Origin of the sequence: Paraburkholderia hiiakae, from assembly GCF_904848665.1 — a bacterium.
GTDB lineage: Bacteria > Pseudomonadota > Gammaproteobacteria > Burkholderiales > Burkholderiaceae > Paraburkholderia > Paraburkholderia hiiakae.
On sequence record NZ_CAJHCQ010000024.1, the window covers coordinates 107,602 to 131,824 of the forward strand.

Sequence of the window (24,223 nt, forward strand, 5' to 3'; positions counted from 1 at the left end):
CTGTCACACCGCGCCGGTTTCGAGGCAGTTCCCGGCGCGCCACCCGTAGAGCCATTGCAGCGAGTCGTAGAACTCGTCCTGGCTGCGCCCCACCCACAGCGCGTTGCGCACCAGACGGTCCACGCCCTTCGCGTGGTAGATGCGGCCCATTTCGCGCGCGGAGTAGAGTACGCGTGCCGTGCGCGGAATGCGCGCCGCTTCATAGCGCTTGAATGCCTCGACGAAATCGCCATCGGCCGCCTTGACGGCAACGCCCAGTGTGACCGCGTCTTCGAGCGCCTGGCAGGCGCCCTGCGCCATGTACTGCGTCATCGGGTGCGCGGCGTCGCCGAGTATCGTGGCGCACCCAAAGCTCCATTGTTCGACAGGGTCGCGGTCGGCCGTGGCCCAACGCTTCCACGATGTGGGCCGGTCGAGCATCTGGCGCGGCAACGCGTGAACGCCTTCGAAGTACGAAAGGACTTCTTCCTTGCTGCCGTCACGCACGCCCCAGACTTCCTGCTCACGGCTGTGGAAGGTCACGACGAGGTTGTACTGCCGGCCACCGCGCAGCGGGTAGTGTACGAGGTGGCAGTGCGGCCCCGCCCACACCACGGGCGCGTTGATCTGCAGATCCTTCGGCATGTTGTCCACGTCCACCACGGCGCGGTAGACCACGTGGCCCGTCACGCGCGGCTCGTCGCCGATCAGCGCCGCGCGCACCGCGGACTTCACACCGTCGCAGCCGATCACAGCGTCAGCGCTGTAGCGCTCGCCATGCTGGTCGATCACGGTTGCGCCTCGCTCGTTGTGTTCGAGCGACATGATTTGCGTGTCGGTGCGGAACTGGATGAGTGGGTTGTCCTTGACGGCTTCGAGAATCGACAGATGAATGTCCGCGCGATGAATCACGCCATACGGATTGCCAAAGCGCTCGCGAAAGCGTTCGCTCGTTTCGATGCGTGCGACGGGCTTGGCGTTGGTCGCGTCCATGAGCGTTAGCGAATCGGTGAACACCGCGCGATTGCGCGCCGCTTCGCCCGCGCCGAGCGCGTCGAGCGCCGTGAACGCATTGGGCCCGAGCTGGATTCCCGCGCCGATCTCGCCGATCTGCGGGGCTTGCTCGAGCAGCAGCACGCGGACGTTGGCCCGCGCGAGCGCGAGCGCCGCGGCAAGTCCACCGATGCCGCCGCCTACCACGATCGCGCTGCGGGTGGCGTTTGAGGTATGCATGTCTTGTCTCCTGAATGACTTGTTTGAGGCGCGTTGCTAGGTGGTGTAATCGGGCTGACGCTGCGGCTCAGCCGCAGCGAATGCGGGATGCTCACTGGCGTGCCGATAAACAGCCATGCTGCGTTCGTACGCTAAGAGGTCGCAGCCCATGCGCAGCGCATTGGCGATTTGCGGCACGAGGCAGCAGTCGGCGAGTGTCGGCGCAGCGCCGAAGCACCACGGTCCATCGTGCGACGTTGCGGCTTGCGCGAGCAGGCGTTCGACGCTAGCCATGCCTTCTGCGATCCAGTGGCGATACCACGCGCTTTTCTGTTCTGGCGATACTTCCAGCACATCCTGCAGATACTTGAGCACGCGCAGGTTGTTGACAGGGTGGATATCGCAGCCAATCAGGTAGGCGAGTTCGAGCACGCGCGCACGCGCTTGCGGCTCTGCCGGAATCAAGCGCGGCTCGGGATAGCGCGCGTCGAGCCAGTCGATGATGGCGAGCGACTGGCCCAGATGGAAGTCGCCTTCGACGATCGCCGGCACCGCCGCCGAAGCGTTGATGTGCTCGACGTAGTTCGGTGCGCGATGCTCGCCGGTGCGGATGTTGACGCCGAGATATTCATGCTCGACGCCCTTGAGCCGCAATGCGATGCGCACGCGGTACGAAGTCGAGCTATTGAAGAAGCTGTAGAGCTGCACGATGGACTTTCCTGTAGAACGGATGCAGCTCAATCCACCTTGACGGTCAGCTCGCCCAGGCGCTCGACGCCTACCCTCATGGTGTCGCCCGCTTTCACCGGGCCCACGCCTTCGGGCGTGCCGGTGAAGATCACATCGCCCGGTTCGAGGCGGAAGAACTTCGAGAGATACGAAACCGTTTCGGCAACCGACCAGATCAGGTGCGAAACATCGCTCTTTTGCTTCGTTTCGCCGTTCACGGTGAGCCACAGGCTCGCGTTTTCAAAGTGGCCGGCGACGCTGGCCGGATGCACGGGCCCCACCGGCGCGGAAAGATCGAACGCCTTGCCGATCTCCCAGGGGCGGCCCATTTCGCGCATCTTCATCTGCAGGTCGCGGCGCGTCATGTCGAGGCCCACGGCGTAGCCCCACACGTGCGAGAGCGCATCGTCCTCGGCGATGTCCGAGCCTGCCTTGCCGATCACCGCCACGAGTTCGGCCTCGTAGTGGTAGTTCTGCGTTTGCGCGGGATACGGCAATTCGAGCGTTTCGCCATAGGCAACGGGCACGATGGCGTTATCGGGCTTGCAGAAGAAGAAGGGCGGATCGCGGTCCGGGTCGAAGCCCATTTCGCGCGCATGCGCGGCGTAATTGCGGCCCACGCAATAGACGCGACGTACGGCGAACTGATCGGTGGAGCCGGCAACGGCAAGGGCGACGGGCGCCTCGGGCTGAAAAACGAATGCCATAATGGTTTGCTCTTTGAGAGAGTGACTAGATTGATATGGATTGCGAATTGATGGGCGGGCTCGTATCAGATCGAACGGGCGCTCGCCGTCAAGGCATTAGCCGATGCGTTCCTCGCGCAGCAGATTGAGCGCGGTGAGCACAGGACGATCGGAATAACTGAAGAGCACGGTGTCGCTTTGCGCTTCGAGTTGCACCGGCGCCCACGAGGGCGCGACGAACACGTCGTGCGGGTCGAACGTGAAGCGCTCTTCGCCGATGCGCGCCGCGCCGCGGCCTTCCACCACGCAATAGACGGTCGAATCGGTGCTGCGGTACGTCTTGCCCTTGAAGCCCTTCGGCAAAAACTGCATGAAGGTGGCCATGGTGGGCATGGGCCAGCCGCCCGTGGCCGGATTCACGTAGCGCAGCTTCACGCCGTCCCAGTCGTCGAGGTCGCCGTTGCGGTAAAGCGTGTCGAGCGCTTCGCGGCTGCGCGCGTACGGGTAGCTGAAGATCGGCGAGGTCGGATCGTTCACCGTGTGTCGCATCGGCAGCATGTTGTGGCCGAAGCGCGCGTAGCTGTCGCCTTCGGGGCGCGCGACGGGCTGCGTGGCCTCGGAGTAGTTCTCGGCAAAGCCCGCGTCGAGTTGCGCGATCAGTGGAATGTCCAGACCGTCGAGCCACACCACGGGCTCGCCGCCTTCCTCGACGGACGGGTTGCCGTGATCGTGCCACGTCCACGAGGGCGTGATGATGAAGTCGCCGGGATGCATGGTCGTGCGCTCGCCGTTCACGGCTGTCCATGCGCCCTTGCCTTCGACGATGAAGCGAAGCGCCGATTGCGTATGACGATGGCTCGGAGCGATCTCGCCGGGCAGGATCAACTGCAGGCCGCCGTAGAGATTGGGCGTAAGGCTCGATTTGCCAGGCAGTCCGGGGTTTTCAAGCACGAGCACGCGCCGGATCGCCTCTTCGGCGCTGATGACCGAGCCCGCCTGCATGACGAGTTCGCGCAGTTGCGCGTACTTCCAGATGGCGGGCAGCGCCTGCGGGCGCGGCGACTTCGGCACGAGGGCGTGCAGCGACTCCCAGAGCGGCGACATGCCGCTGCGCGCGATCTGCGTGTAGTAGGCGGCGCGTTCGGGCGTGACTGCGTTGGCTGACATGCTGGACATGCGAGTCTCCTTTGTTCCTGTGTATTTGTCGGTGCTGCGTTGCGTTTGCATTGCCGTTGAACGAATTTATAAGCCAGCGAGCCATATCCAGTAAAATCATGAATTCTTCTGATTCATATGTTTTTGGGTATAGCTTGGTGGGGGGCACATGGACTGGACACATCGCCTGCGTCTGCGGCACCTGCAGATGCTGCTTTCCGTGGCGCAGACCGGCAATCTCAGTCAGTCGGCCGAGGCGCTCAACACCACACAGCCGGCGCTTTCCAAGTGGCTCAAGGACCTCGAGGCCGACATCGGCTTGCCGCTGTTCGAGCGCCACGCGCGCGGTCTGCGGCCCACGCCCTATGGCGAGGCGCTGATCGAGCACGCGCGGCGCATCGAGGGCCATCTCGACAGCGCGCGCGACGACATGGACGCGCTGCGTGAAGGCGGCAGCGGGCTGATCTCTATCGGCACGTCGGGCGTTTCGGCGGCGGACACGGTGCCGCTTGCGGTCGCGCGGCTCGTCGAGGCGATGCCGCGCGCGCAGGTGCGTCTCGTGGAAAGCACGATGAACCTCATGATGCCGGCGCTCGTGCATGGGGACCTCGATGTCGTCGTGGGACGCGCGGCCAACGCGCAGGTCGACCCGACGCTCGAAATGGAAACGCTCTATCGCGACCCGGTGAACTTCGTCGTGGGGCTCGGGCATCCGCTAGCGAAACGCCGCAAGCTGGACTGGCCCGATTTGTTCGAGTATGCGTGGATCGTCTGGCCGCCGGGCACGCCCATTCGCACGGCGCTCGAAACGGCGCTCGCGGCAGCGGGGCGCAGCATGCCGCGTCACACCGTGGAATCGAATTCGTCGATGCTCAATGTGACGCTGCTGAACCAGACGCGCCTGATCGGCGTGGCCTCGCATCGCGCGGCCGTGCGCTTCGAGCGGCTAAACGTGCTGCGCGTGCTTGCCATGCCGATGCCGCTCGGCAGTTCGGGCGCAGTGGGCATGTACTGGCGGCGCGACAGCGTGAGCCGCGCCGCAGTGGCGCTGGCGCTGGATTGTTTGCGCGAGAGTGCGAATCCGCCGGGGGATGGCGCGGGGCAGTGAAGTGAAACGCTGACGAGGGACAACCTGGCGGAAACAGTCTGACGCTATGCTGCGCGCTCGGCGCGTGGCCACCGTTGCGCGGCTGGATTTTTCGCACACACAGGCTCTACCCGAAATGAAAAAGCTCACCCTTGCAGGACTCGTACTCGCCAATGTGCTGTGTGCCGGCAGCGCGCTTGCGCAGACTCCGTTTGCACAGACTGCCCAGCGGACGGCGACTGCGGCGCAGGTCCCGGCCCCGGCACAGGCCGAAGCCCCCACGATCGATCAGGGCGATGGCTTCCTCGGCGTGTGCCAGAAGCCCGAGAATCTCGAGGCTTGCGTCATGTATTACGGCGGCTACACGAACGGCGTGCTGGTGCAGTCCCTCATCGACAAGCAGCGGCCACGGTACTGTGTGCCGCCGGATATCAGCCGTAAGGATCAGCTCGCCGCCGTTACGACGTGGATGAAGCGAAACCTCGATCATGTTCTTGAACCCACCGCGGCCGTCATCTACAAGGCGCTGGTTGGCACGTTTCCCTGCAAGTAAGCGCGACGCGTTTTTCGACGCTCGCGTTTCATGAAATCATGCGCGGTCCAGGGCTTTATCGAAAAGCGACTCCGTATTTTAAATCTGCACTTTGGCGACGATTTCGAAGTGAGCGCGTGGTGCGCGCGTGAAGCTGCGCTCGCACGCGATGGCGAGGAACGCAGGGAGATCGCTGAAGATTTCGCGCGCCATGATGGGATTCGCTCTGGGGGCGAGCGGAGCGAATCAAATCAAATCAAACACGTGCGCTGGAGGCGCTTATCCCGCCTCTTCGACGGCCAGCTCGAAGCCTTCGTCGAGCCAACCCGTTAAGCCGCCGATCATCACCTTGACGGGTCTTCCCAACTGCGCGAGCCGGATCGCACCACGCGTTGCACCATTGCAATGGGGACCCGCGCAGTAGGTCACGAACAACGTTTCGGCGGGGTATGCAGCGAGCTTCGACGCGACGATCTTCCCGTGCGGCAGATTGACTGCGCCCGGCACATGGCCCGCCGCATAGAGCGCGGGACCGCGAACGTCGAGCAGCACGAAGCCCGGTGGTTCGCTGCCCGCGAGCGCTGCACGCACATCGGCGCAGTCGGTTTCGAAGCGCAGCGAGGCGTTGAAATGCGTGAGCGCTTCGGCGCTCCCGGCGGCAGGAATGGCGGATACGATCGACATGAATGCGGCTCCTGAGTGTCGCGTTGAGGTGGCATCCATTGTGCGAGGCAGGCTGCATGGCAAGCTAGTGGCACGATTGCCAATCTCCGGTAACATCGCGCCATGAATAAATCGACCAACCATCTTGTCGTCGCGCTCGCCTACGACAGGCTCTGTACCTTTGAATTCGGCTGCGTGACGGAATTTTTCGCGCTCGAGCGGCCGGAGCTGGACGTCGACTGGTATCGCTTCGCTGTGTGCGCGCTCGAGCGGGGGCCGCTGCGAGCTGCCGGTGGCATCACGGTGCAGGCACCGTATACGCCCGCGATGTTCGATCGGGCGCAGACCATCGTGATACCGGGCTGGCGCGATCCGGACGAGCTGCCGCCCAAGGCGTTGCTCAACAAGCTGAGTGCGGCCTACGCGCGCGGCGCACGCCTTTGCTCGATCTGCTCCGGTGTGTTCGTGCTTGCGGCCGCGGGCGTGCTGGATGGCAAGCGCGTGACGACGCATTGGCGCTACGCCGAGCGCCTGCAGCAGCGTTACCCGAGTGTAATCGTGGAGCCGCAGGCGCTCTACGTCGACGCAGGGCGGATCTTGACTTCGGCGGGTTCTGCTGCTGGGCTCGACATGCTGCTTCACCTCGTGCGGCGAGATCATGGCCCTGCGGTGGCCAACCGCGTGGCGCAGCGGCTCGTGGTCGCGCCGCATCGCGAGGGCGGACAGGCACAGTTTGTCCCCCGCCCGATGCCGCCCGATGAAGCCAGCCGCCTCGCGCAGCTGATGGACTGGGTGCGAGCGAATCCGAGACGTGAGCACAGTGTCGAGTCGTTGGCCGCCAAGGCGTCCATGAGTCCACGGACACTGCAACGGCAGTTTCGCGAGGCAACGGGCATGGGGCCGTATGAGTGGGTTTTGCGTGAGCGCGTGGCGGTTGCGCGCGATCTGCTCGAGTCTCGGCCTCGCCTCGCCATCGCACGGATTGCCGAGCTTGCGGGATTCGGTTCCGAAGAATCGATGCGGCGGCACTTCAGACGCATCGCGCTGACGAGCCCGACCGCGTACCGTGCGAAATTCGGCGCGCGCTCTGGTAGCGAGGCTGCGTGAGACAACGCGGGCGCGATCGTTACGCTTTGTCGCACTCGTCCATGATTGCTCCTGCGTGCTCCTCCAGTTCGAAAGGCGTGTCGGGGCCCGGCTCACGCGTGCGCCGCAGAGACACCAGCACCGCTATCGCGCAGCCGAGCGTCAGCGCAGCCAGCCCCGAAAGGAGAGCCGAAAACGCATCGGCATAGGCTACGCGCAGCGCGCTCACGCAGGCAAGCGCAATTCCTTTACCCGCCACGCGCGTCGTGCTGAAGATCTCAGTCGCCATGCCCGCGCGCTCCTTCGGCACGATGCTCACGGAGAGGCCGTCCATCAAGCCCCAGGGCATTGCCGCGCCGGTGCCGATCGCAAGCATTGGCCCGATCGCCGACGCATTCGCGCCGCGATGCAACGCAAGTCCGAGCGCGTAAAGGCCCGCGGCGGCAATGGTAAGGCCAATGCCGGAGACGACCCCTGGCGAGAGCCAGCGAGTGAGCACGGCAGCCGCAAGCGGTACGACGAGCATGGGCGCGGAGAGCGCGAGCATGAGCCAGCCCGCGTCGATTTCGCGGTATCGCTCGTAGCGTGTTTGCTCGCCGCATCGGTGTGCTGGCCTGCGCGTTCGTCGCGATCGAAACGCGCCTGGCGCGCTCCATGCTCGACCTCTCGCTCTTTCGGTATCCACGCTTCGTGGGCGTTCAGTTGCTGCCCATCGCAACCTGCTTCTGCTACATCGTTCTGCTTGTCGTGCTGCCACTGCGCCTCATCGGCGTGGAGGGGTGCTACCGGCGTTGCCCGAGTTCGCCCAGCACTACCCGGAAATCGAATTCGATCTGGACTTCAACGATCGGTTCGTCGATCTCGTGGAAGGGGGCTTCGACGTCGCCATCCGCAGCGGGCCACTCAGCGATTCCAGCCTGATGGCGCGGCGTCTCGGGCCGTTTCGCTTCGTGCTTGCCGCGGCGCTCGCCTATCTCGCGCACTCGGGCGTGCCGCGCAAACTCAGCCAACCCGAAGCGCACGCGTGCGTGCGTTACCGGTTTCCCACGACGGGCAAGCTACAGCCGTGGGATCTTGCCACTGGAAAGCAAGCGCCGCCGGAATTGCGTACCGCGCTTGTCTGCAACAACATGGAGGCGTTGCGCGGCGCGGCGGAAGCAGGCTTCGGCATCGGCTACATGCCGGACTTCCTCGTGCGCGACGCGCTGGCGGCTGGCACGCTCGCAACGGTGCTCGACGAAGCCTGCGAAGCGCCGGGCCAGTTCTCGATTCTCTGGCCCTCTAGCAGGCACCTCACGCCGCGCCTGCGCGTATTCGTCGATTTCGTCTGCGAGCGGCTCTTCAAGACGGTCTGAGTTCGCCTCCCACAACCCGCGCGCTCGCCGGCAACCTTACGGCAAGCATGCTAGGATGCGCCCTTTCGTCTGTCTGGATCATGGCGCGCGTGCCCACGCGGGCCTCTTCGAAGCGGTGCCACGCCGCCGCTTCGCGCACCGACCTTTCGCCCGCCCCCTTTCGAGTCAACGCGACGCGTGGGGCGCGGTAGCGACATCCAGCCAATCTGCCGCAAATCTCTACCGCTTCATGGAATCCGACCGTTCCGGCTCGCGCCGCTCATTCCGTTCTTCGTTGCTGCGTAGCGAACTGCTCGCGGGCATCACGTCGTCGTTTGCGCTCGTGCCGGAGTGCATCGCCTTCGCGCTCGTCGCGCGCGTCAATCCGCTCGCGGGTCTGTACGGCGCGTTTTTCATCTGTACGATCACGGCGCTGTTCGGCGGCCGGCCGGGGATGATTTCGGGCGCAGCCGGATCGATGGCCGTGGTGATCGTCGCGCTCGTGGTGCAGCATGGGTCGCAGTATCTGTTCGCCACGGTCGTGCTGAGCGGCATCGTCATGATGGTGTTCGGCGCGTTGCGCCTCGGCAAACTGATCCGTATGGTGCCGCATCCGGTGATGCTCGGGTTCGTCAACGGCCTCGCGATCATCATTGCGCGCGCGCAGTTCGAGCACTTCAAGGTGCCCGGCCCACAGGGGCCGCAGTGGATGCATGGCCCGGCGCTCGCGCTCATGGCGGGGCTCGTTGCGCTCACCATGGCGATCGTGTTCGCGCTGCCGCGCGTGACGAAGGCCGCACCGCCCGCGCTCGTGGCGATCGTCGGCGTGGCGCTGGCCGCGCAGTTGCTGCACCTGCCGGTGCGCACGCTCGGCGACATGGCGCACATTGCGGGCGGCCTGCCCACGTTTGCGCTGCCCGCCGTGCCGTTCGACCTCGCCACGCTGAAGATCGTGCTGCCCTACGCCGTGCTGATGGCAATGGTGGGGCTGCTGGAGACGCTCCTCACGCTCAACCTCACCGACGACGTGACGGCCACGCGCGGCCGCCCCGACCGCGAGTGCGTGGCGCTCGGTGCGGCGAACGTCGCTTCGGGACTGTTCGGCGCGATGGGCGGCTGCGCGATGATCGGCCAGACCGTCATCAATCTCGGCTCGGGCGGCCGCGCCCGCATCTCGGGCGTGACGAGCGGCGTGATGATCCTGCTCTACATCCTGTTCCTTTCGCCGCTGATCGAGCGCATTCCGCTCGCGGCGCTCGTGGGCGTGATGTTCGTGGTGGCGGCGCAGACCTTCGCGTGGGGCTCGCTGCGCGTGCTGCACAAGGTGCCGCGCAATGACGCTGTGGTGATCGTTGCGGTCACAATCATCACTGTGTGCACGGATCTCGCGACAGCGGTGCTCTGCGGCATCGTAATCGCCTCGCTTAATTTTGCGTGGCAGCATGCGCGCGAATTCCGCTGCGAAACCCGTGACACCGCTTCGGGCGAGCGTGTGTACGTGCCGCGCGGCACGTTGTTCTTCGCGTCGACCACGCACTTCCAGACGCTGTTCGATCCGCAGAACGATGCCGCGCACGTCACGATCGACTGCGCCCATCTGCATGTGGCGGACCATTCGGCCATCGCCGCGCTCGAAGCGGTGCAGGGGCGCTACGAGCGCGCGGGCAAGCGGGTCGCGTTCGCGCATCTTTCGCCGCGTTGCAGTGGATTGCTGGCGCGCGCGGAAGTGGAGGTGCGGGTGTCATAAGCCGCGCGCCGCGCGAATGTCGGCGTACAAAAGACCCAAGAAAAACACGGCGCGTATCGTGAGGCAATAGTTGTGCTGTCGGCGCGCAAAACTCGGACGTATTGCGGGGGGCACGAAGCTTGAGTACGCCCAATTGGGGGACCAGAGGTCGCACTGTAACCGTTTCGAAATGACTCTTTTGTGGTGTTTTGTCCGAAATGCCGGCCGTGAGAAGCGCAGGGCGGGATTTCAAGCTTAGATTACGCACAGGCCTGACGCCAGAAAACCCGTTTTGACGCGATTGAAAAGCTGGCTGGCACGATAAACCCCATTGAACGGCTACCCCCACCGATTCGCGGCGCGCGCAGATCCCCACGGGAGCCGGTCTTGCCGGCGGCATCTCCGGATGTGTTATGCGCCCCCAACAGGTCATGCCGTCTGGTTGGGTGACGTGCGGCTCCCGGGCCAGCCCTCCCGTCTGAGCACCCCGGGCACGTCGGTATTGCCCGCATCAGGGCGACTCATCGCAATTGCGTATTCGCTCATCGGGCGCGAGTTTCCTGTGTCAACCGGACCCGGCGGGTGCAAAAGCCGGGATGGGCAACGCGCTGTTGGGCTGCGGGCAGATTGCGCAATGGGACGGATTTGGGGAAGTGGATGTGACGGCTTCCCGCCATGCGGAGGGCACTCGTCGACCCTTACGTTCCATTGCGGCCACTCGCAATCCGGCGTCGACGAATGTCAACTCTCACCGCCGTCGATTAAGTAATCACAACCCATCTCGGACGTTCGGTTCCGCGTCCTAGTACCGAGATTGAACATCGCCAGTTGATGTATTGCGTCGTGGGATTGCAGCCTTGGGAGTGGTGCGGGAGGGCATACAGCAGGTTGTCCGAAAATGATAATTACTCGTCCGAATATGCCATAACGCCCGCTGCCCGATAAGCCTACGATTGTCCCTGTTCCCACTGACCGGAGAACGGTTCACAAACCGATTCACCAGAAGTCTGGGTCGGCCAATTCAAGCAAGGAAGACACAGCACATGCGAATGCGCAACAAGATCGCGCTCATCACCGGCGGCGCCTCGGGCATGGGCCTCGCCTTCACCCGGCGCCTGGCGGAAGACGGCGCCAAGGTCTATTTCACCGATATCAACGACGTTGCGGGTAAGCAAGCCGCGCAGCAACTGACGGGCGGCGGCCTGAATGTCGCGTTCCTGCAGCACGACGTGACGGCCGAAGCCGATTGGCTCCGTGTACTAGGCCAGATCAAGGAGGCCGAGGGCCGGCTCGACGTGCTGGTGAACAATGCCGGCATCGCTATTTCGGGCAATATCGAACAGTGCAGCCCCGACGACTTCGACAGGCACATCAATGTGAACCTGAAGAGTGTCTTCCTCGGTTGCAAGCATGGCCTCGCGCTGATGAAGCACAAGGGCGGCTCGATCATCAATGTCTCGTCCATTACCGCTATCTGCGGCGAGCCAATAATGCCTGCCTACAGCGCGTCGAAGGCCGGCGTACGCTTCCTGTCCAAGTCCGTGGCGTTGCATTGCGCTGAGCAGGGCTATGCAATACGCGTCAACAGCCTGCATCCCGGCTACATCGATACGCCCCTGCTTGCAAGTGGAGCGCATGGTCTGACGCATGCCGAAGCCATTGCCGTGCGCGACCGCATCACCTCTGAGATCCCGGTCAGGCGCCGTGGAACGCCGGAGGAAGTTGCCGGCGCCGTCCTCTTCCTTGCTAGCGACGACTCGGTGTATGTGACCGGCACCGAGATAGTTGTTGACGGCGGTTACGCCTGTCATTGAACGGCCTCAGGCCGACGCCATCCAGACCAACCCCGCACGAGACAGAACATGGCCCTGCCAGAATCCGTTACCCATCAAGACAAGCTACTGAGCATCAATACCCACGAGCATCCGTTCCTGATGTCACTGGGCGGCCATCCGGGCGTCGATGTGTTCCCGTTGTTCATCGATCCCCACAATGGTGTCTGGATGATGCGCGCGCGTTTCAAGCCGGGCATCACCTTGCCAATGCACTTCCATACTGGTGTTGTGCATCTCTATACCCTGTCCGGCTGCTGGTACTACACCGAGTATCCCGACCAAAAGCAGACAGCCGGGTGCTACCTGTTCGAACCGGGCGGATCTATCCACCAGTTCAACACGCCGGCCGACAACATGGAAGACACTGACTTCCTCTTCATGATCAATGGCGCCAACGTGAACTTCCTGCCCAATGGCGAATACGCAGGCATGCTGGACGCCAACTCACTCAAGGGCTGGGTGGACCTCGCCATCAACGAACAGCAGAGCGGGGTGCGGTACATCTCCTCTTCGATTCCGACCTACAGCCGCTGACCGGTACCTATATCGCAGACCGAATGTGCCGCATGGTGAGGCGGTCGCCATAGCCCGGAGAGCGACTGCTAACTGCCACCTTTGGACCCGGCGACCGGCGTGCGATGGTCGGCTTCTCGCTGAGCGTACGGCAGCATCCTGTCGGCTCGAACCGGTTGAACAGCAAGATGTGCTCAAGAACCCCTCGGACATAAACATGCGGTTTCGGATTTTCCCATTCGTTTTGGCATTCGGCGTTTCTATCGCCCCTGTCCCGGGGCAGGCGTCGCATGCAGTTCAGCCGCTTGCAGGTGACTCCACTGGCAACGCGTCCGCCCGCTGGGACGAGTTGGCCAGCCTGCCGATGCCGGGCGGTTACCCGGCAAAAGCTAGCCAGCAAGCGCTCTATGACGAGCTATCCTTCCAGCGCGCCGTGCAGGTCTATCTATGGGCGATGCCGGCCATGAGCCTTTACTCCATGCGCCATGCCCAGGAACTGAAGTTCGGTACGGGCTCGAACGTAATGACGGTCTGGAAGGATCGCCCGGATGCGAAGACAGTCGTGTTGACTGCCAATCCGGATGTGCTCTATTCCTTCGCATGGCTCGATCTGAACGCCGACGGACCGACGGTGGTGGATGCTCCGCCGCAGCTTCAGGGATTGATGGACGACGCCTGGCATCGACCTCTGACGGATGTGGGACTTGCAGGACCGGATCAGGGCAACGGCGGAAAGTACCTGGTCGTACCGCCTGGCTACCAGGGGGAATTGCCTGAAGGATATTTCGTCGTGCGCTCGCCGACCAACGGCGTGTTCGTATTCTGGCGCGGCTTTATGGTCAAGGGAAAGACTGAACCGGGCGTCGCGTCAATTGAAAAAACCCGAATCTATCCGCTTGCGAAGAAGGATGCCCCGCCAGAGATGAAGTTTCCGAATGCCTCTGGCGTGCCGATGGACATGCTATTTCCCACCAACGCGAGTTATTTCGACAATGTCGCGGAGTTCATCGATGCAGAGCCCGCCGCTCCAGAAGATTTCGCGATGCGAGGAATGGCGGCGAGCATCGGGATCGTGAAGGGATAGCCATTCTCGCCCGATGCGCACCAGCGCGCCATCCTCGACAGGGCGGCGAGAGTCGCCTCGAGAATGGCGGCAACCATCTCGTATGACTACACCACTGAGAAGAGACTGTGGCCGGACAGAACCTGGTCGACATCGGTAGGCGGAAGCCCGGTGTTCAAGGCGGATACTTTCCAGTCACTCGACCACCAGATCAGCTACTTCTGGAAAGCCTATGGGACCAGCAATGCGATGTTCATTGCCATGCCCGGCAAAGGGGCGGCCTATTTCGGTGCCGAGGCCGACTCAGCCGGCAACAGGCTAGAGGGTGAACGTAGCTACCACGTGCACGTTCCCGCCAATGTCCCGGTGCTGAACTACTGGTCGTTCGTGGTCTACGATGCCGAAACTCGCTCGCTCCTGGAGAATGGGCAGCGATTTCCGTCCATATCATCGAATGACAATCTGAAGACCAACCCGGACGGCTCGGCGGACCTTTACTTTGGGCCCAGGCCTCCAACAGCGGCCCACGCTAACTGGATTAAAACGATTCCGGGTCACAGCTGGTTTGGAGGTTTTCGACTCTTCAGTCCTACTCAAGAGTTCTTTGATCGAAAGTGGGAGCCAGGCAATCTGGAGCGCCTGGACTAGGGACATTATCTGTCGGCGGCGCGCTGCTGTCGCCACATACCAATCATGCTCGTTCAATCATCGGCCTCACGCAGCGCTGAGGCCGAGATCTTGCCGATTTACGGCAAGATCACAGAACCAGATAAAACATGAAAGCACCTGTTTCCGCATTGCTCGCCACTACGCTCTTGATGACGACCGGCGCAAACGAACGCAGAAATCGTCGCTGCAGTTCCCTATACCGCTAGCGCCTTCACGCCAGCTCACGTTGATCTCACACGCTCGGCGGGCACGCCCGCCCAGTTCGCCAACGAGGAATATGTCGCGGCACCCGAAGGACGGCTCAGGCCGACGACGCGACGTACATCATCAGTGGTCGAAGGGCCGTTGACCGAGCGAAGCAGTCGCGCGAGTGTCCAAACGGTGGTTGCGCCGAGTGACTCTTCCTGGCCGATCGCGGAAGTAGGGGGGCGACGATCCGAGTATCGGTGGCGCCGAGACCGCTGAACTTCCGTAGCCGCCCCGTCATACCTGCTTTTCCACAGCAATCTGCTTGAGCGTCGGCTGGCGTCTGTGTGACACGGGGCGAGATAAAGGTTGTCTATTCAGCCATTCAGGGAGAGAACCGGTGAACGCGTGCGCCGCCGGCTATGGAGCTGGCGCCGAAGCCGAGACTGGCGCGACCGGTGCCAAGTTGTAACTACGAAGCTCCCACCGATGGATAACCTTGGGTTCGCCCACCGGATACTCGACCTCGTCCCACTTGATGGTCCGCTTGACGGATGGCGCATACCAAAGGGTGGTCTTGAACGGATAGTCGGTGGCTGGCTTGCCGGCGCTCAGCCGTTGAGCAGTTCCCGTTTCCGCGAGTCTGAATGCGAAGAAATCGCCAGCGGCCACATGCACGATCTCTGTGGCCTCTACGGTCACTTGATTCGAGATCCTCAATATATCGCCAGAACGCAGCGTGTTAGTGTAGTTCGTGCCGTAGCTTTTTCCGACCACCAACGGAAAGTCCATGAGGCCTCGAGCGGGCTGATACCGGTCCTCAGGATCTGCGGTCAGGTTGCCGGTACTGTCGAAATCCATCTCGGATGCCACCCCGGTCCCACTCAGCGTGGATAAGCGGGTCTGTTGGGGCGTTACTTCGATGACGCTATTGCGCATCACCCGCTCAGGTGCATCCGGCTCCGGTGGGATGGGCCCGTAGGTCCAGTTGTCGCCGACCCTGTACACCGGCTTATCGGCCCGGGAAACCGGCTCGATGTTGGATTGTCCGCTCGCCGCTGTCGTCCCGAACGCGGACAACGCGACAAGAACGAGAGGACCCGTGGCCTGAGAGAACGTTTTCATCGCATTCGATCCTTTCGCCAGCGCGGCTGGAATCGTCTGGGGCGTGAGTTACGAAAGCAATGCCGCATCGGAAGGCGGTCCCTGCCAGATGCGAACCGAGGTACCCATTCGAAAGCATGCCCCAGACCGAGGCTGGGAAATGTTCGCCACGCCTCGTCGGGCAGTAGTCGGAGTATTGCGGCCGTTCCAATGGCAGGTTTCCCCGTTCGCTGACCGGCAGGTTTTGGCCGACGCAGCAGACTTGTTATCTCCATCAAACGATGGAGGCGATGGCATTCGGGGACCGCTAGTCTTAAGGTGCGGGGTTACCGTGCAATTCATCGCGGGGTGCGTCAATGGTGTCCGTTTAGTGCGCCTTCAACGGTCAGGTCGGTCTCATCGCTGCGTGAAACAACAAAGACCACGATCAATATATGCGGCGGTAACGGGTACAGGCGGCATCCAGTTGGCTACGTGTTCACGCTGCGCCGGGCCATCGGACTACGGATCAAAGGGGCACCTTCCAGGCGATTTCATATGTCGCTGGGGAATGAATCCTCAAGGATTCGTGCACTTATCGAGTAGTCGACACCACCGGACTATCCATGGCCGTGACGTCGGGAGGTCATCATGTCGAAGCCAGGAGTAAGCCGCCGCGACCTCCTCAAAGCCAGTGCTGCCACGGTAGCGCTATCCGCCCTGTCGACGGCGGCACTCGCTGCAACGATGTCGCCGAGAAGCAGGGATCTCTACGAAGCGGCGAAGAAGGAGGGCGAGATCACCTGGTATACCGCGCACTCGGACGATACAACCGCACAGGCGCTTGGACACGGTTTCGAGGAGACCTGGCCAGGTATCCGGACAAGCGTCGTGCGCACCACTGCGCAGGTGGCGTTCCAGCTTCACTGGGATACTCGGGCCGACACATGGTTGCGCTCGAGAACACCGCGTCACGCCACAACATGGTCGTGTGCACGCTTTGCAGTTGCTATCCCTGGCCTGTGCTTGGGTTGCCGCCAGTCTGGTACAAGAGCGCGGCGTATCGCGCGCGGGCGGTCAGGGACCCGCGCGGCGTATTGTGGGAGTTTGGCGTGACGCTGCCTGAGTCGACGGAGATCCGTGTCTGGGACTCGACCGCAGAAGTGCGCTACCTCGTCATTCCGCAACGTCCCGATGGTACCGGGCACATGAACGAAGACGAACTCTCAGCGCTGGTCACGCGCGATTCGATGATTGGCACGGGAATCCCGAAACTACCTGGGAGCGCGAAATGACTTACGTCTCGCACGCGGATCTCGGTGGAAAGCCTGGCCTCGGGCCTGTGGTGGGGAACAGCGATGACCAGGTTTTTCACTTCGACTGGGAAGGGCGCACGCTGGCGCTCACGTTGGCGATGGCCGCAACTGGCGCGTTCAACGTCGACATGACCCGGCGGGCGCGCGAAACGCTCGCGCGGTATGCCGAACTGACCTACTACGCAACCTGGTTCGAGGCGCTCGCGGTGCTGCTTGTCGAATGCGGTTTGGTCGGGGAGGACGAACTCGCGGCGGGCAACATGCTGCACCCGCCGCAGCCGGCAATGGGTGTGCTGCATGCGCGTGACGTACCTGCGGCCGTGGCGAAGTCCCGGGCCCCCGAACGGCAGCCGACTGCGCCGGCGCGCTTCGAGGTTGGCCAGAGCGTGCGCATGCGCACGACCCCGGCGCCACACCATAGCCGCTTGCCGGGCTATGCTCGAGGAAAGGTCGGGTGCATCGAACGGGTTCGAGGTGTGCATGTGTTTGCGGACAGCCATGCGCACGGTCTGGGAGAGGATCCGCAATGGCTGTATTCGGTCGTGTTCGAGGGCCGCGAGCTATGGGGCGACGACGTCCCGTACGCGATGAGCGTAGCGCTCGACGCATGGGAACCGTATCTGGAAGCGTTGCCATGAGCGTCCCTTTCCCCAGCTCGCTGCGCCAGGTGGGCGACGACGAGCCGATATTTCGCGCACCATGGGAGGCCTCAGCGTTTGCGATGGCCGTCTTGCTATGCGAACGCGGTCTGTTCACGTGGGAAGAGTGGACGCAGGCGCTTGCCGCGCACATCGGCGAAGCGCAGGCTAAGGGAGATCCAGACCTCGGAGATACCTACTACGGATATTGGCTTGCAGCGCTTGAGTCGCTCGTCGCGTCAAAGGGCGCGAGTTGCGAAGCAAGCATGGAGCAGGGCAGTGATACGCACGCCTCACGGCCGCCCAATTGAGCTGCGGCCGGAGGATTTGACGGAATAGTGAGCGTGCAGCGAACCTCGATCGGGAGCGGCTGCAACGGAGGTCTCAGCGGTCGCTTGAATGTCCCGCTACAGGCGACGGCGAGCGGCTGGAAATGGCCGGCAACGGCAGTTCGCCGTCCGCGAGCGGCAGCAGTGGGGCTCGCCGCAGTTGCTTCGTTCGAGCAGCGAGTGCCCGACGGCGATACGCCGTCGCAAGCTCCCCAGCCTCCGCGTCGATTCTCCGGCACGGAGTGACACAATTATTGCCGCAACGGTGACACTTTTATTGCGGTCTACGAAAGCACTTGCACGTGGCCGATCCCGCGTGCGTTATGAGCCGGTGTAATGAACGGCAACGCGGCCTTCAGGCATGTCCCGTGCGGGAATTGGCATGGGTACACGGACATCACTGGAGGGCGACTCACTATGAAAAATGCCAGACATCTTATTGCGCTTGCCCCAGTGCTTTCTGCAATTTTCTCCACGCCCTCGATGGCGGTGGGGTGCGTGGAAGGCGCCGCTGTCGGCGGGGTAACGGGCCACGTTGCCGGGAAGCACGGCACCGCTGGCGCAGCCGCCGGATGTGCTGTCGGACATCATGAGGCGACGAAGAAGCAGAAGGAGAAGGCTGCCAGCCACGCTGCTGAAAGCCAACCGGCGAGCCAGTAGTCCGTCGAACGGACTGCATCCCAAGTCAGGCGAAGTTGCGGCTGCATCATGTGTGCGGCATCGCGAATTCACTGGCATTCAGGCCTGGTTCATTGGAGGACATGGTTGGGGAGGTGGGGGCGAGGAGTCAGGCGGATTGGCCGACCTAGTAGTTTTATTTATGGTAAGAAGGATTTCAAAATGATCTCCTTCAGATAACGTGAGTGCTAGATTCTGCTATTAGTCTCCGGCCGAACCGTTGCTCTTTCTCTCACGCATACGTTCGTACGCGTGGGCGATCAACTCGACCTCTGATTTATCGGCAATACGCGCACGCAACTTTATGAAAGCGCTAGGAAATCGCGCGTGGGGCGACGCCATCGAAGGAATGACTGTCGCGAGATTGATAACGTTCACCACGTCGCGCCATGGGCGAGCGTGCGCTTCGGATTGCGGACAGCCGACCATCCCCGACGCTGCCAACAGGCCGATGCAAATCGCATGAATCCGAACGAGGCCAGATAGTCGCCGTGAGCGAGTTGCTTCAAAATGATGCCCATGAACATGGAACCCGCGGACACCCTGATGCTCAATGAAGCCGAACTGCGAGAGCAGTATGCGAACCTCCAGCAGCGCGCGCTGCTCCTCGGTTCGCGCGGACAGTCACGAATCACCCGGATAGCTGAGGCGATGCATTCGCCGCCGACGGGCAGCGCCGATGCGTACATCCGTGAGCTGAAGAACGCGGCAGACGACGCCAAGGCGGCCGTTCTGAATTTCCGCCGCGCACATCCTTTCCTCGAAACTGGGAACTCTCTGATCGAGAGCCTCGCAAAGCCATCTCCGTCGACCGAAGATGACGAGTGGCGAGACCAATTACTCTTCAGGCTAGCCGAAGTATTGGCGGTGGGCGCCGACCTGATCGAAGAAGGCGAAGCGTGCCTTGAGCGCAGCGCGCGCGTCGACATCTAAAGAAGTCGATTGCGATTGCAAGCGGTGCTTGGCCTCGGGCCCGCCATGATCTACTATCCCTCGTAACATTTGCAGCACGGGACGAACCTCTTCGCACGGATCTAAAGACGAAGCCCGGCGTGCGGCGCAAGGCGCCATGGCAGTGAGTTCGCTGCGTGAGGATGATCGTGTGGGGTCGAGCAGTGAACCATCCTGGTGCCAGCGGGATCGCGCAGAAGAAAGACGCGGGCTACCGCAGGGTAGCAAGTTGATTTCAGAGGGGGGGCGATGCGATTCAAGTTCACCTATGTTCCTGCTAACGCGCCCACTGTTGCGCCGACCGACGAATACGGTAAATTCATGGAGCTCGCGCGGCAACATGCGGAGAAGTTTTTCAGCGGAATAAGGGCGACCCGCAAGAAGCGCTCAGATACCATCCACACCCAACTGGCGACGAATCTGAAAAAGTCCTCGGACACGTTTCAGCCCTTCAGAGCGTTTGAGGAAGGTTATCTCGCTATCGGCAAGGACGAGGGCAGCATCGACATGCTGCTCCCGCGTGTCACCGCATATTTCAGCGCCTTGACCGACGGTAAACCGCGGCCTTGGGGGCAAAAAGTCTGCACAGTGATTTTTGAAAAGCCCGGGCCTGATAAGGTCGTGATCAAAGTCAACTACGAAGGCCGTGCCTCTGAAGTAGGTACGCTCTACTCTGGCACAGAACGTTATGCTCTTGCGACAAACGCCGAACAGCCCCCCAGGACGTTAAACCCAGTCTATTGCCGAAGAGGGCTCGAAGGGCAACATTACATTTCATACCCACATCGCGGCGGCGAGACGCTATTCGTTCGCCGTTATGTGATCCGTGGTCTTAATCAGAGCGACGCCGCAAATATAGAAGCGGGGAAAGAACTTGTCGCTCCGTACGATACCGCGGAAGCGGTCGACAACGAATTGCGGTCGGCTGAGCATCGTGGGAAATTCTTGGTCGAGAAAAAAGATACGAATCTCACGATTGAAGAACAAATATTGAGTCACACACGTGGATGGGCGAAGCGGTTTATCTCGACGACTGTGACACACCGCCCGGTATATTCCACGCGCGGTACCGAGTTTCGCAGCGTGTTTGGTGCGGTGATCGTCGACTTGGCCAAGGTGCCAGGAGACAGAATCCATGACATCCATGCCCCAGGTGCCATAACCAGATTTAGAGTTACGCAAGGCCAGCTGTTCCAAGTGCCGAGTCAGATCGAGCCTTCGCGACGCACGCAGCATGACGAGACATTGCTGGCCGTTCGGGATATGCTGCGCACCCGTGAACTGCTGATCCTCGGTCGAGTGCCCCTCACTTCATTGGCGCTGAAAGATTGTGGCGCTTGCGTGCTTGGCGTTCGCGTCGCCGATGGCGAGGGAGCAAAAGAGAGATCCCAATCGGTCTTTGCACAACAGGAGAGACTCTGGGGAAATGCTCACCCATTTAAAGAGACCGACTGTCCTGACTATCGCGTCGCCTCACATTGGGTCAAGTACTACCGATTTCTAACCCCCGCTGCGGCGTTGTTGGCAAGGGAAGCAGTGCCTGTTCCGCTTCGCGATAAAACCGTACTGCTGCATGCGTACGACTTTCCAGACGCGAAGCCAGTTGGCTTTCCACGCGCTTGACATCAGACGTTTTCATTAAGGCAATTACTAAGGATGACGTATTGAATGATGCGCGTAGAGCCGTGCACCGCGACTCATCGGCTGGCATACAGAGGGGGCGCATTGTCGCTATTACGGTTGCTGGGTCAGCCAGTTCGAGACAGTACGTTCGGTCCAGACATGGGCTTAACCTACCGTCGCCTCTGCGGCGGGAAAGCCACCTCGCGCCAACCGTAGACCGCATTCAAAGCATCACTACCATCGACTAGGCTGACGGCGATTCTCCCCGCCGAAGTGACAGTTTTGCTTCCACTCGGAGCGCGATAAAAGCGTCACTTCGCCTCAGTCCGCATTAAATCTGACACTTCGCGTCGCCGCCGAGCTAGTAGACGTTCCGAGGCTTGATGAACACGGGAGCAGTTTCGTCGAAAAACGCAGCGATATCGCTAACAGGCGTTAGCGACATAGCTGCGCTTCGGAGGCATGTTCCAACGGATGACCGTTGATGAGCGAGGCGACGGGGGCATGTCGACCCGTTGCTGCCGATCGCCATGTTGCGACCCGTGCGGCGTGTTTCGAATGTGCTGCGGAAGTTCAAGCGTCGGTCAACGTGTCGACCGCCACCGGCTGAGCCGCATACACTGAGTTGGAATGCGTCAAGGCCCTGACATGATGCTTTAACCGACAGACGACATCCCGGTACTGGACCCGCATTAAGCAGTTTTGTAGCCGCCTCGAATCCATTCCAGAATCGCTGTCGCGTACTCTAGCGAGTTGTCCTCCTACACGAAATGGCCGCTTTCTAGCATCAGTGAGCGCGTTCTTGGCAGCGCCCGGTCGAGGATCTTGGCGTTTTCGGGGGGCACGAGCGGACCATGCGTTCCCCAAATGCTCAAAGTAGGGGTGCGAATGCTGGGAAGCACGGCCTGCAGGGTCGGAAGCTGGACAGCATAGGCACGCACATAAGCCATCGCCTCGGCGAAACGCCGTCCGGCCGAAGATGCTCGATAGTCGTCGAGCACCTGTTGGCCTGGATTGATCCGCATCACCTGTTCGATGGCGCCGATGGCGATCTCCTCGCCATTTTCTTCGAAGGGGATTGTCGATGGAGCGTTGATTAAGTCCTTCAATGCCCCTGCCGTGAGCGCGGCGTCAGTGGCACCGCTTCCGACCACCAGACTTTCGAACAAGTCGGAACGGGCCTAGGCCGCGAAGAGAAGTGCGGAGGTGCCAACGTCGGGCCCAATGGCATGGACACGGTCGAGGCCGAGCGCAGTGAGCATCATCGGAATGAACTGCCCCATCGCTCGGGGCGACATCAATTGTGGCCGGCTTTCCGATTGTCCAAAACCTGGCAAGTCGACTGCGACAAGAGACGCTTCAGTCCCCAGGATCGACCAGATTCGATGATAGGCATACAAGCTTTCCGGCCAGGGACTCGTCAGCACCGCGGGAATTCCTGTCCCGCCCCGGTTGCGTCGGAAGCGAATCTTCAGGCCATCGATTTCGATGAACTCCACGCTATCAATGCCGAGCGGTTCAGTCATGTCATGTCCTTCAGACGATGTTGTTGCGAAGCGCGCTCTCTTCCATTCGATCCCAACTTCCGCTGAGCGCTCAAAACATCGTATTCGGGTTGTTGGCCGTTTCGGGCACCGGCTGCAAAACATCCCAGTGCTCGACGATCTTTCCATCGCCATCGAAACGGAAGATGTCGACGCCTGCAGTTTCCTTGCCGCCCCAGTCCAGATAGCGCACATGGACGAAAGCGAGGTCACCGTCGATCGCGGTGCGCTTGACCTCGCACGACACTTTGCCGACCTGCTTTACAAAGCCGCAGATGAAATCGGTGCCGTCCGGAAACAACGGGTTGTGCTGGATATAGGGACCCGCGACCAGGCCCGGTAGCAGTTCGGACTCGCCCTGGTTGAAGACGCGCGCGTAGATGGTATCGATTGCGGCTTGAATCTGTTCTCTGTTCATGGTCTCGCCTTTCTGGGTTCCGTCTCCTGTATTAAAGTCGCTTCGACGAAGACGATCCATACCAATACGTCCTCAATACATGCCATTTCGTCTCATCCTGCTATGATGATGTCATGGACGCATTGAACGGATGGTTGAAAGCGGTCCGCGCTGATGGGCTTGTGCTGGTACGGACGCGCGTGGCTGGGCCGTGGGGATTCGCGGTGAAATCTCGCGATGCCGTGGTGTTCCATTTCGCCGCGGAAGGACATGCTTTCGTTCGCCAATCTGGTGCGGAAACGATGGAATTACGCGCCGGGGAATTGGTTCTATTCCCGCGTGGCAGTGCGCATGAAGTCGTGCATTCGAAGCGGGGCAAGGCCATTGCGCTCGATAAGTTTCTGGACAGGCACGATGGTGTCGTTGACAGTGATCCCATAGCCACCACGCTCATCTGCGGCCAGTTCAACCTGGATCAACATTTGGCACTCCCCGCATTGCGGGCGCTTCCGCAGGCTGTATTGCTTTGTACTGGGATGGAACCTGGACACTCCCCGCTGAGCGATACGCTGCGCATGCTACGTAACGAAGTAGAGACACCGAATTTTGGCAACCATATTGTGGTGCGGAATCTGCTTTCTTCCCTGTTCGTCTACTTGATGCGCGAATGGGCGACTACTGCTTCCCCTGCAGATAGCGATTGGTTTTCGGCTTTGCGATCTCCGCAAATGGCGCGGGTCCTTGCGCGGATACACGAATCACCCGAACGTGCCTGGACATTGGCGGAACTCGCCAAGGAAGCCACGTTGTCGCGTGCTGCATTCGCCCGCAATTTCTGCGACCTGGTGGGCGAACCGCCCCATCAGTACTTGACGCGTTGGCGCATGGGTATTGCTGCACAGCTGCTCGAGGAAACCCAGCTACGCCTTGGTGAAATCGCTTTGCGCGTTGGCTATGGGTCGGAATTTTCTTTCAGCCGCGCGTTCAAGTTGGCGCGTGGTATCTCGCCGATCCAATACCGCCGTGAACGGCGAGACCAGGCTGATGGATCGTAGCAATTGCTTTGCTCACAGTTTGACCGAGCCGCGTTGGGTGTGCGTAAGCGGCTCGTGCCGGCCGTTGTAGACGGTGGCTGAGGGCGGCATCAAAGTGATGCCCATCATTTCCGATCTGATGGGCATCACTTTGACACAGTCTGCAGAGAAGAAG

At 61.5% G+C, this 24,223-nt stretch carries 23 protein-coding genes and 5 pseudogenes; 18 read left to right on the forward strand and 10 right to left on the reverse strand.

Translation table 11 applies throughout. From position 1 onward, the window contains the following. Window positions 1–3 precede the first annotated feature (3 nt). The 4 genes from JMY28_RS32860 to gtdA all read right to left on the reverse strand — a co-directional run bounded on the left by JMY28_RS32860 (window position 4) and on the right by gtdA (window position 3,773). Window positions 4–1,212 carry a 3-hydroxybenzoate 6-monooxygenase gene (locus JMY28_RS32860; RefSeq protein WP_201700049.1) on the reverse strand — a complete coding sequence of 403 codons (1,209 nt, stop codon included), beginning with the start codon at window positions 1,210–1,212 and terminating at the stop codon, window positions 4–6. A 36-nt stretch (window positions 1,213–1,248) separates the two neighbouring features. Continuing rightward, a complete protein-coding gene (maiA, locus tag JMY28_RS32865) occupies window positions 1,249–1,899 on the reverse strand; it encodes a maleylacetoacetate isomerase (protein ID WP_201700050.1) in 651 nt (216 codons plus the stop codon). 29 nt (window positions 1,900–1,928) lie between these two features. Then, complete coding sequence (locus tag JMY28_RS32870) at window positions 1,929–2,627, reverse strand: fumarylacetoacetate hydrolase family protein (protein ID WP_201700051.1); 699 nt, start codon at window positions 2,625–2,627, stop codon at window positions 1,929–1,931. Window positions 2,628–2,723: 96 nt separating this feature from the next. After that, window positions 2,724–3,773: a gentisate 1,2-dioxygenase gene (gene gtdA / locus JMY28_RS32875; RefSeq protein ID WP_201700078.1), complete on the reverse strand. Its 1,050-nt coding sequence runs from the start codon at window positions 3,771–3,773 to the stop codon at window positions 2,724–2,726. 157 nt (window positions 3,774–3,930) lie between these two features. On the opposite strand from gtdA, the gene JMY28_RS32880 reads away from it, so the two are divergent. Continuing rightward, the gene (locus JMY28_RS32880; RefSeq protein WP_201700052.1) at window positions 3,931–4,869 is read left to right on the forward strand and encodes a LysR substrate-binding domain-containing protein; all 939 of its coding nucleotides are present in this window, start codon (window positions 3,931–3,933) and stop codon (window positions 4,867–4,869) included. Window positions 4,870–4,984: 115 nt separating this feature from the next. Next, window positions 4,985–5,401: a Rap1a/Tai family immunity protein gene (locus tag JMY28_RS32885; protein WP_201700053.1), complete on the forward strand. Its 417-nt coding sequence runs from the start codon at window positions 4,985–4,987 to the stop codon at window positions 5,399–5,401. Window positions 5,402–5,659: 258 nt separating this feature from the next. Here JMY28_RS32885 and JMY28_RS32890 read toward each other — a convergent pair whose 3' ends face one another. Next, entirely contained in the window at window positions 5,660–6,064 is a 405-nt protein-coding gene (locus JMY28_RS32890) for a rhodanese-like domain-containing protein (RefSeq protein ID WP_201700054.1), read from the reverse strand. Window positions 6,065–6,166: 102 nt separating this feature from the next. Here JMY28_RS32890 and ftrA point away from each other — a divergent pair, with 102 nt between their 5' ends. Beyond that, window positions 6,167–7,150 carry a transcriptional regulator FtrA gene (gene ftrA / locus JMY28_RS32895; RefSeq protein WP_201700055.1) on the forward strand — a complete coding sequence of 328 codons (984 nt, stop codon included), beginning with the start codon at window positions 6,167–6,169 and terminating at the stop codon, window positions 7,148–7,150. 19 nt (window positions 7,151–7,169) lie between these two features. Here ftrA and JMY28_RS32900 read toward each other — a convergent pair. Then, window positions 7,170–7,703, reverse strand: a pseudogene (locus JMY28_RS32900) (MFS transporter); the annotation flags it as partial. A gap of 38 nt (window positions 7,704–7,741) precedes the next feature. Between JMY28_RS32900 and JMY28_RS39150 the strand changes: the two are divergent. From JMY28_RS39150 to JMY28_RS32930, 7 genes and pseudogenes are all read left to right on the forward strand, one after another. After that, window positions 7,742–7,909 (forward strand): annotated as a pseudogene (locus JMY28_RS39150) (MFS transporter); the annotation flags it as partial. Continuing rightward, window positions 7,909–8,484, forward strand: a pseudogene (locus tag JMY28_RS32905) (LysR substrate-binding domain-containing protein); the annotation flags it as partial. The pseudogenes JMY28_RS39150 and JMY28_RS32905, both read left to right, overlap by 1 nt. 229 nt (window positions 8,485–8,713) lie before the next feature. Next, the gene (locus JMY28_RS32910; protein WP_201700056.1) at window positions 8,714–10,210 is read left to right on the forward strand and encodes a SulP family inorganic anion transporter; all 1,497 of its coding nucleotides are present in this window, start codon (window positions 8,714–8,716) and stop codon (window positions 10,208–10,210) included. Window positions 10,211–11,238: 1,028 nt separating this feature from the next. Beyond that, on the forward strand, window positions 11,239–12,003 hold the full coding sequence (locus JMY28_RS32915) for an SDR family NAD(P)-dependent oxidoreductase (protein ID WP_236597150.1): 765 nt from the start codon (window positions 11,239–11,241) through the stop codon (window positions 12,001–12,003). Between the two features lie 48 nt (window positions 12,004–12,051). Further along, complete coding sequence (locus JMY28_RS32920; RefSeq protein ID WP_201700058.1) at window positions 12,052–12,558, forward strand: 2,4'-dihydroxyacetophenone dioxygenase family protein; 507 nt, start codon at window positions 12,052–12,054, stop codon at window positions 12,556–12,558. 169 nt (window positions 12,559–12,727) lie between these two features. Continuing rightward, the gene (locus tag JMY28_RS32925) at window positions 12,728–13,621 is read left to right on the forward strand and encodes a DUF1254 domain-containing protein (RefSeq protein WP_201700059.1); all 894 of its coding nucleotides are present in this window, start codon (window positions 12,728–12,730) and stop codon (window positions 13,619–13,621) included. A gap of 63 nt (window positions 13,622–13,684) precedes the next feature. Beyond that, window positions 13,685–14,248, forward strand: a complete 564-nt coding sequence (locus JMY28_RS32930) for a DUF1214 domain-containing protein (RefSeq protein WP_201700060.1) — start codon at window positions 13,685–13,687, stop codon at window positions 14,246–14,248. A gap of 627 nt (window positions 14,249–14,875) precedes the next feature. Here the strand turns inward: JMY28_RS32930 and JMY28_RS32935 are convergent. Then, a complete protein-coding gene (locus JMY28_RS32935) occupies window positions 14,876–15,580 on the reverse strand; it encodes a hypothetical protein (RefSeq protein WP_201700061.1) in 705 nt (234 codons plus the stop codon). A gap of 609 nt (window positions 15,581–16,189) precedes the next feature. On the opposite strand from JMY28_RS32935, the pseudogene JMY28_RS39575 reads away from it, so the two are divergent. The 7 genes and pseudogenes from JMY28_RS39575 to JMY28_RS32965 form a co-directional block, all read left to right on the forward strand. Beyond that, window positions 16,190–16,270: pseudogene (locus tag JMY28_RS39575) on the forward strand (twin-arginine translocation signal domain-containing protein); the annotation flags it as partial. Window positions 16,271–16,458: 188 nt separating this feature from the next. Further along, window positions 16,459–16,833, forward strand: a pseudogene (locus tag JMY28_RS32945) (nitrile hydratase subunit alpha); the annotation flags it as partial. Beyond that, the gene (gene nthB / locus JMY28_RS32950) at window positions 16,830–17,492 is read left to right on the forward strand and encodes a nitrile hydratase subunit beta (protein ID WP_201700062.1); all 663 of its coding nucleotides are present in this window, start codon (window positions 16,830–16,832) and stop codon (window positions 17,490–17,492) included. The pseudogene JMY28_RS32945 and the gene nthB, both read left to right, overlap by 4 nt. Next, window positions 17,489–17,803, forward strand: coding sequence for a nitrile hydratase accessory protein (locus JMY28_RS32955; RefSeq protein WP_201700063.1), 315 nt, complete (start codon window positions 17,489–17,491; stop codon window positions 17,801–17,803). Before nthB ends, JMY28_RS32955 begins: the two co-directional genes overlap by 4 nt. Before the next feature lie 435 nt (window positions 17,804–18,238). Next, the gene (locus JMY28_RS39155; RefSeq protein ID WP_236597151.1) at window positions 18,239–18,481 is read left to right on the forward strand and encodes a hypothetical protein; all 243 of its coding nucleotides are present in this window, start codon (window positions 18,239–18,241) and stop codon (window positions 18,479–18,481) included. A gap of 537 nt (window positions 18,482–19,018) precedes the next feature. Continuing rightward, entirely contained in the window at window positions 19,019–19,432 is a 414-nt protein-coding gene (locus JMY28_RS32960; RefSeq protein WP_201700064.1) for a hypothetical protein, read from the forward strand. A gap of 267 nt (window positions 19,433–19,699) precedes the next feature. Beyond that, the gene (locus tag JMY28_RS32965; RefSeq protein ID WP_201700065.1) at window positions 19,700–21,073 is read left to right on the forward strand and encodes a hypothetical protein; all 1,374 of its coding nucleotides are present in this window, start codon (window positions 19,700–19,702) and stop codon (window positions 21,071–21,073) included. A 761-nt stretch (window positions 21,074–21,834) separates the two neighbouring features. On the opposite strand, the gene JMY28_RS32970 is transcribed toward JMY28_RS32965, so the two are convergent. The 3 genes from JMY28_RS32970 to JMY28_RS32980 all read right to left on the reverse strand — a co-directional run bounded on the left by JMY28_RS32970 (window position 21,835) and on the right by JMY28_RS32980 (window position 23,095). Then, window positions 21,835–22,242 (reverse strand): alpha/beta fold hydrolase, encoded by a 408-nt coding sequence (locus JMY28_RS32970; RefSeq protein ID WP_201700066.1) that lies wholly within the window; start codon window positions 22,240–22,242, stop codon window positions 21,835–21,837. 12 nt (window positions 22,243–22,254) lie between these two features. Continuing rightward, window positions 22,255–22,599, reverse strand: a complete 345-nt coding sequence (locus JMY28_RS32975; protein WP_201700067.1) for an alpha/beta fold hydrolase — start codon at window positions 22,597–22,599, stop codon at window positions 22,255–22,257. 70 nt (window positions 22,600–22,669) lie between these two features. Next, window positions 22,670–23,095, reverse strand: coding sequence for a nuclear transport factor 2 family protein (locus JMY28_RS32980; RefSeq protein ID WP_236597152.1), 426 nt, complete (start codon window positions 23,093–23,095; stop codon window positions 22,670–22,672). Window positions 23,096–23,148: 53 nt separating this feature from the next. Between JMY28_RS32980 and JMY28_RS32985 the strand changes: the two genes are divergently transcribed. Next, window positions 23,149–24,069, forward strand: coding sequence for an AraC family transcriptional regulator (locus JMY28_RS32985; RefSeq protein ID WP_201700068.1), 921 nt, complete (start codon window positions 23,149–23,151; stop codon window positions 24,067–24,069). The last annotated feature ends 154 nt before the right edge of the window (window positions 24,070–24,223 follow it).

Coding starts and splice junctions, on each gene's coding strand:
- JMY28_RS32860 (WP_201700049.1), bottom strand. CDS start 1,212: ATGCATACCTCAAACGCCACCCGCAGCGCGATCGTGGTAGGCGGCGGC.
- JMY28_RS32870 (WP_201700051.1), bottom strand. CDS start 2,627: ATGGCATTCGTTTTTCAGCCCGAGGCGCCCGTCGCCCTTGCCGTTGCC.
- gtdA (WP_201700078.1), bottom strand. CDS start 3,773: ATGTCAGCCAACGCAGTCACGCCCGAACGCGCCGCCTACTACACGCAG.
- JMY28_RS32880 (WP_201700052.1), top strand. CDS start 3,931: ATGGACTGGACACATCGCCTGCGTCTGCGGCACCTGCAGATGCTGCTT.
- JMY28_RS32885 (WP_201700053.1), top strand. CDS start 4,985: ATGAAAAAGCTCACCCTTGCAGGACTCGTACTCGCCAATGTGCTGTGT.
- JMY28_RS32890 (WP_201700054.1), bottom strand. CDS start 6,064: ATGTCGATCGTATCCGCCATTCCTGCCGCCGGGAGCGCCGAAGCGCTC.
- ftrA (WP_201700055.1), top strand. CDS start 6,167: ATGAATAAATCGACCAACCATCTTGTCGTCGCGCTCGCCTACGACAGG.
- JMY28_RS32910 (WP_201700056.1), top strand. CDS start 8,714: ATGGAATCCGACCGTTCCGGCTCGCGCCGCTCATTCCGTTCTTCGTTG.
- JMY28_RS32915 (WP_236597150.1), top strand. CDS start 11,239: ATGCGCAACAAGATCGCGCTCATCACCGGCGGCGCCTCGGGCATGGGC.
- JMY28_RS32920 (WP_201700058.1), top strand. CDS start 12,052: ATGGCCCTGCCAGAATCCGTTACCCATCAAGACAAGCTACTGAGCATC.
- JMY28_RS32930 (WP_201700060.1), top strand. CDS start 13,685: ATGGCGGCAACCATCTCGTATGACTACACCACTGAGAAGAGACTGTGG.
- JMY28_RS32935 (WP_201700061.1), bottom strand. CDS start 15,580: ATGAAAACGTTCTCTCAGGCCACGGGTCCTCTCGTTCTTGTCGCGTTG.
- nthB (WP_201700062.1), top strand. CDS start 16,830: ATGACTTACGTCTCGCACGCGGATCTCGGTGGAAAGCCTGGCCTCGGG.
- JMY28_RS32955 (WP_201700063.1), top strand. CDS start 17,489: ATGAGCGTCCCTTTCCCCAGCTCGCTGCGCCAGGTGGGCGACGACGAG.
- JMY28_RS39155 (WP_236597151.1), top strand. CDS start 18,239: ATGAAAAATGCCAGACATCTTATTGCGCTTGCCCCAGTGCTTTCTGCA.
- JMY28_RS32960 (WP_201700064.1), top strand. CDS start 19,019: ATGAACATGGAACCCGCGGACACCCTGATGCTCAATGAAGCCGAACTG.
- JMY28_RS32965 (WP_201700065.1), top strand. CDS start 19,700: ATGCGATTCAAGTTCACCTATGTTCCTGCTAACGCGCCCACTGTTGCG.
- JMY28_RS32975 (WP_201700067.1), bottom strand. CDS start 22,599: ATGACTGAACCGCTCGGCATTGATAGCGTGGAGTTCATCGAAATCGAT.
- JMY28_RS32980 (WP_236597152.1), bottom strand. CDS start 23,095: ATGGATCGTCTTCGTCGAAGCGACTTTAATACAGGAGACGGAACCCAG.
- JMY28_RS32985 (WP_201700068.1), top strand. CDS start 23,149: ATGGACGCATTGAACGGATGGTTGAAAGCGGTCCGCGCTGATGGGCTT.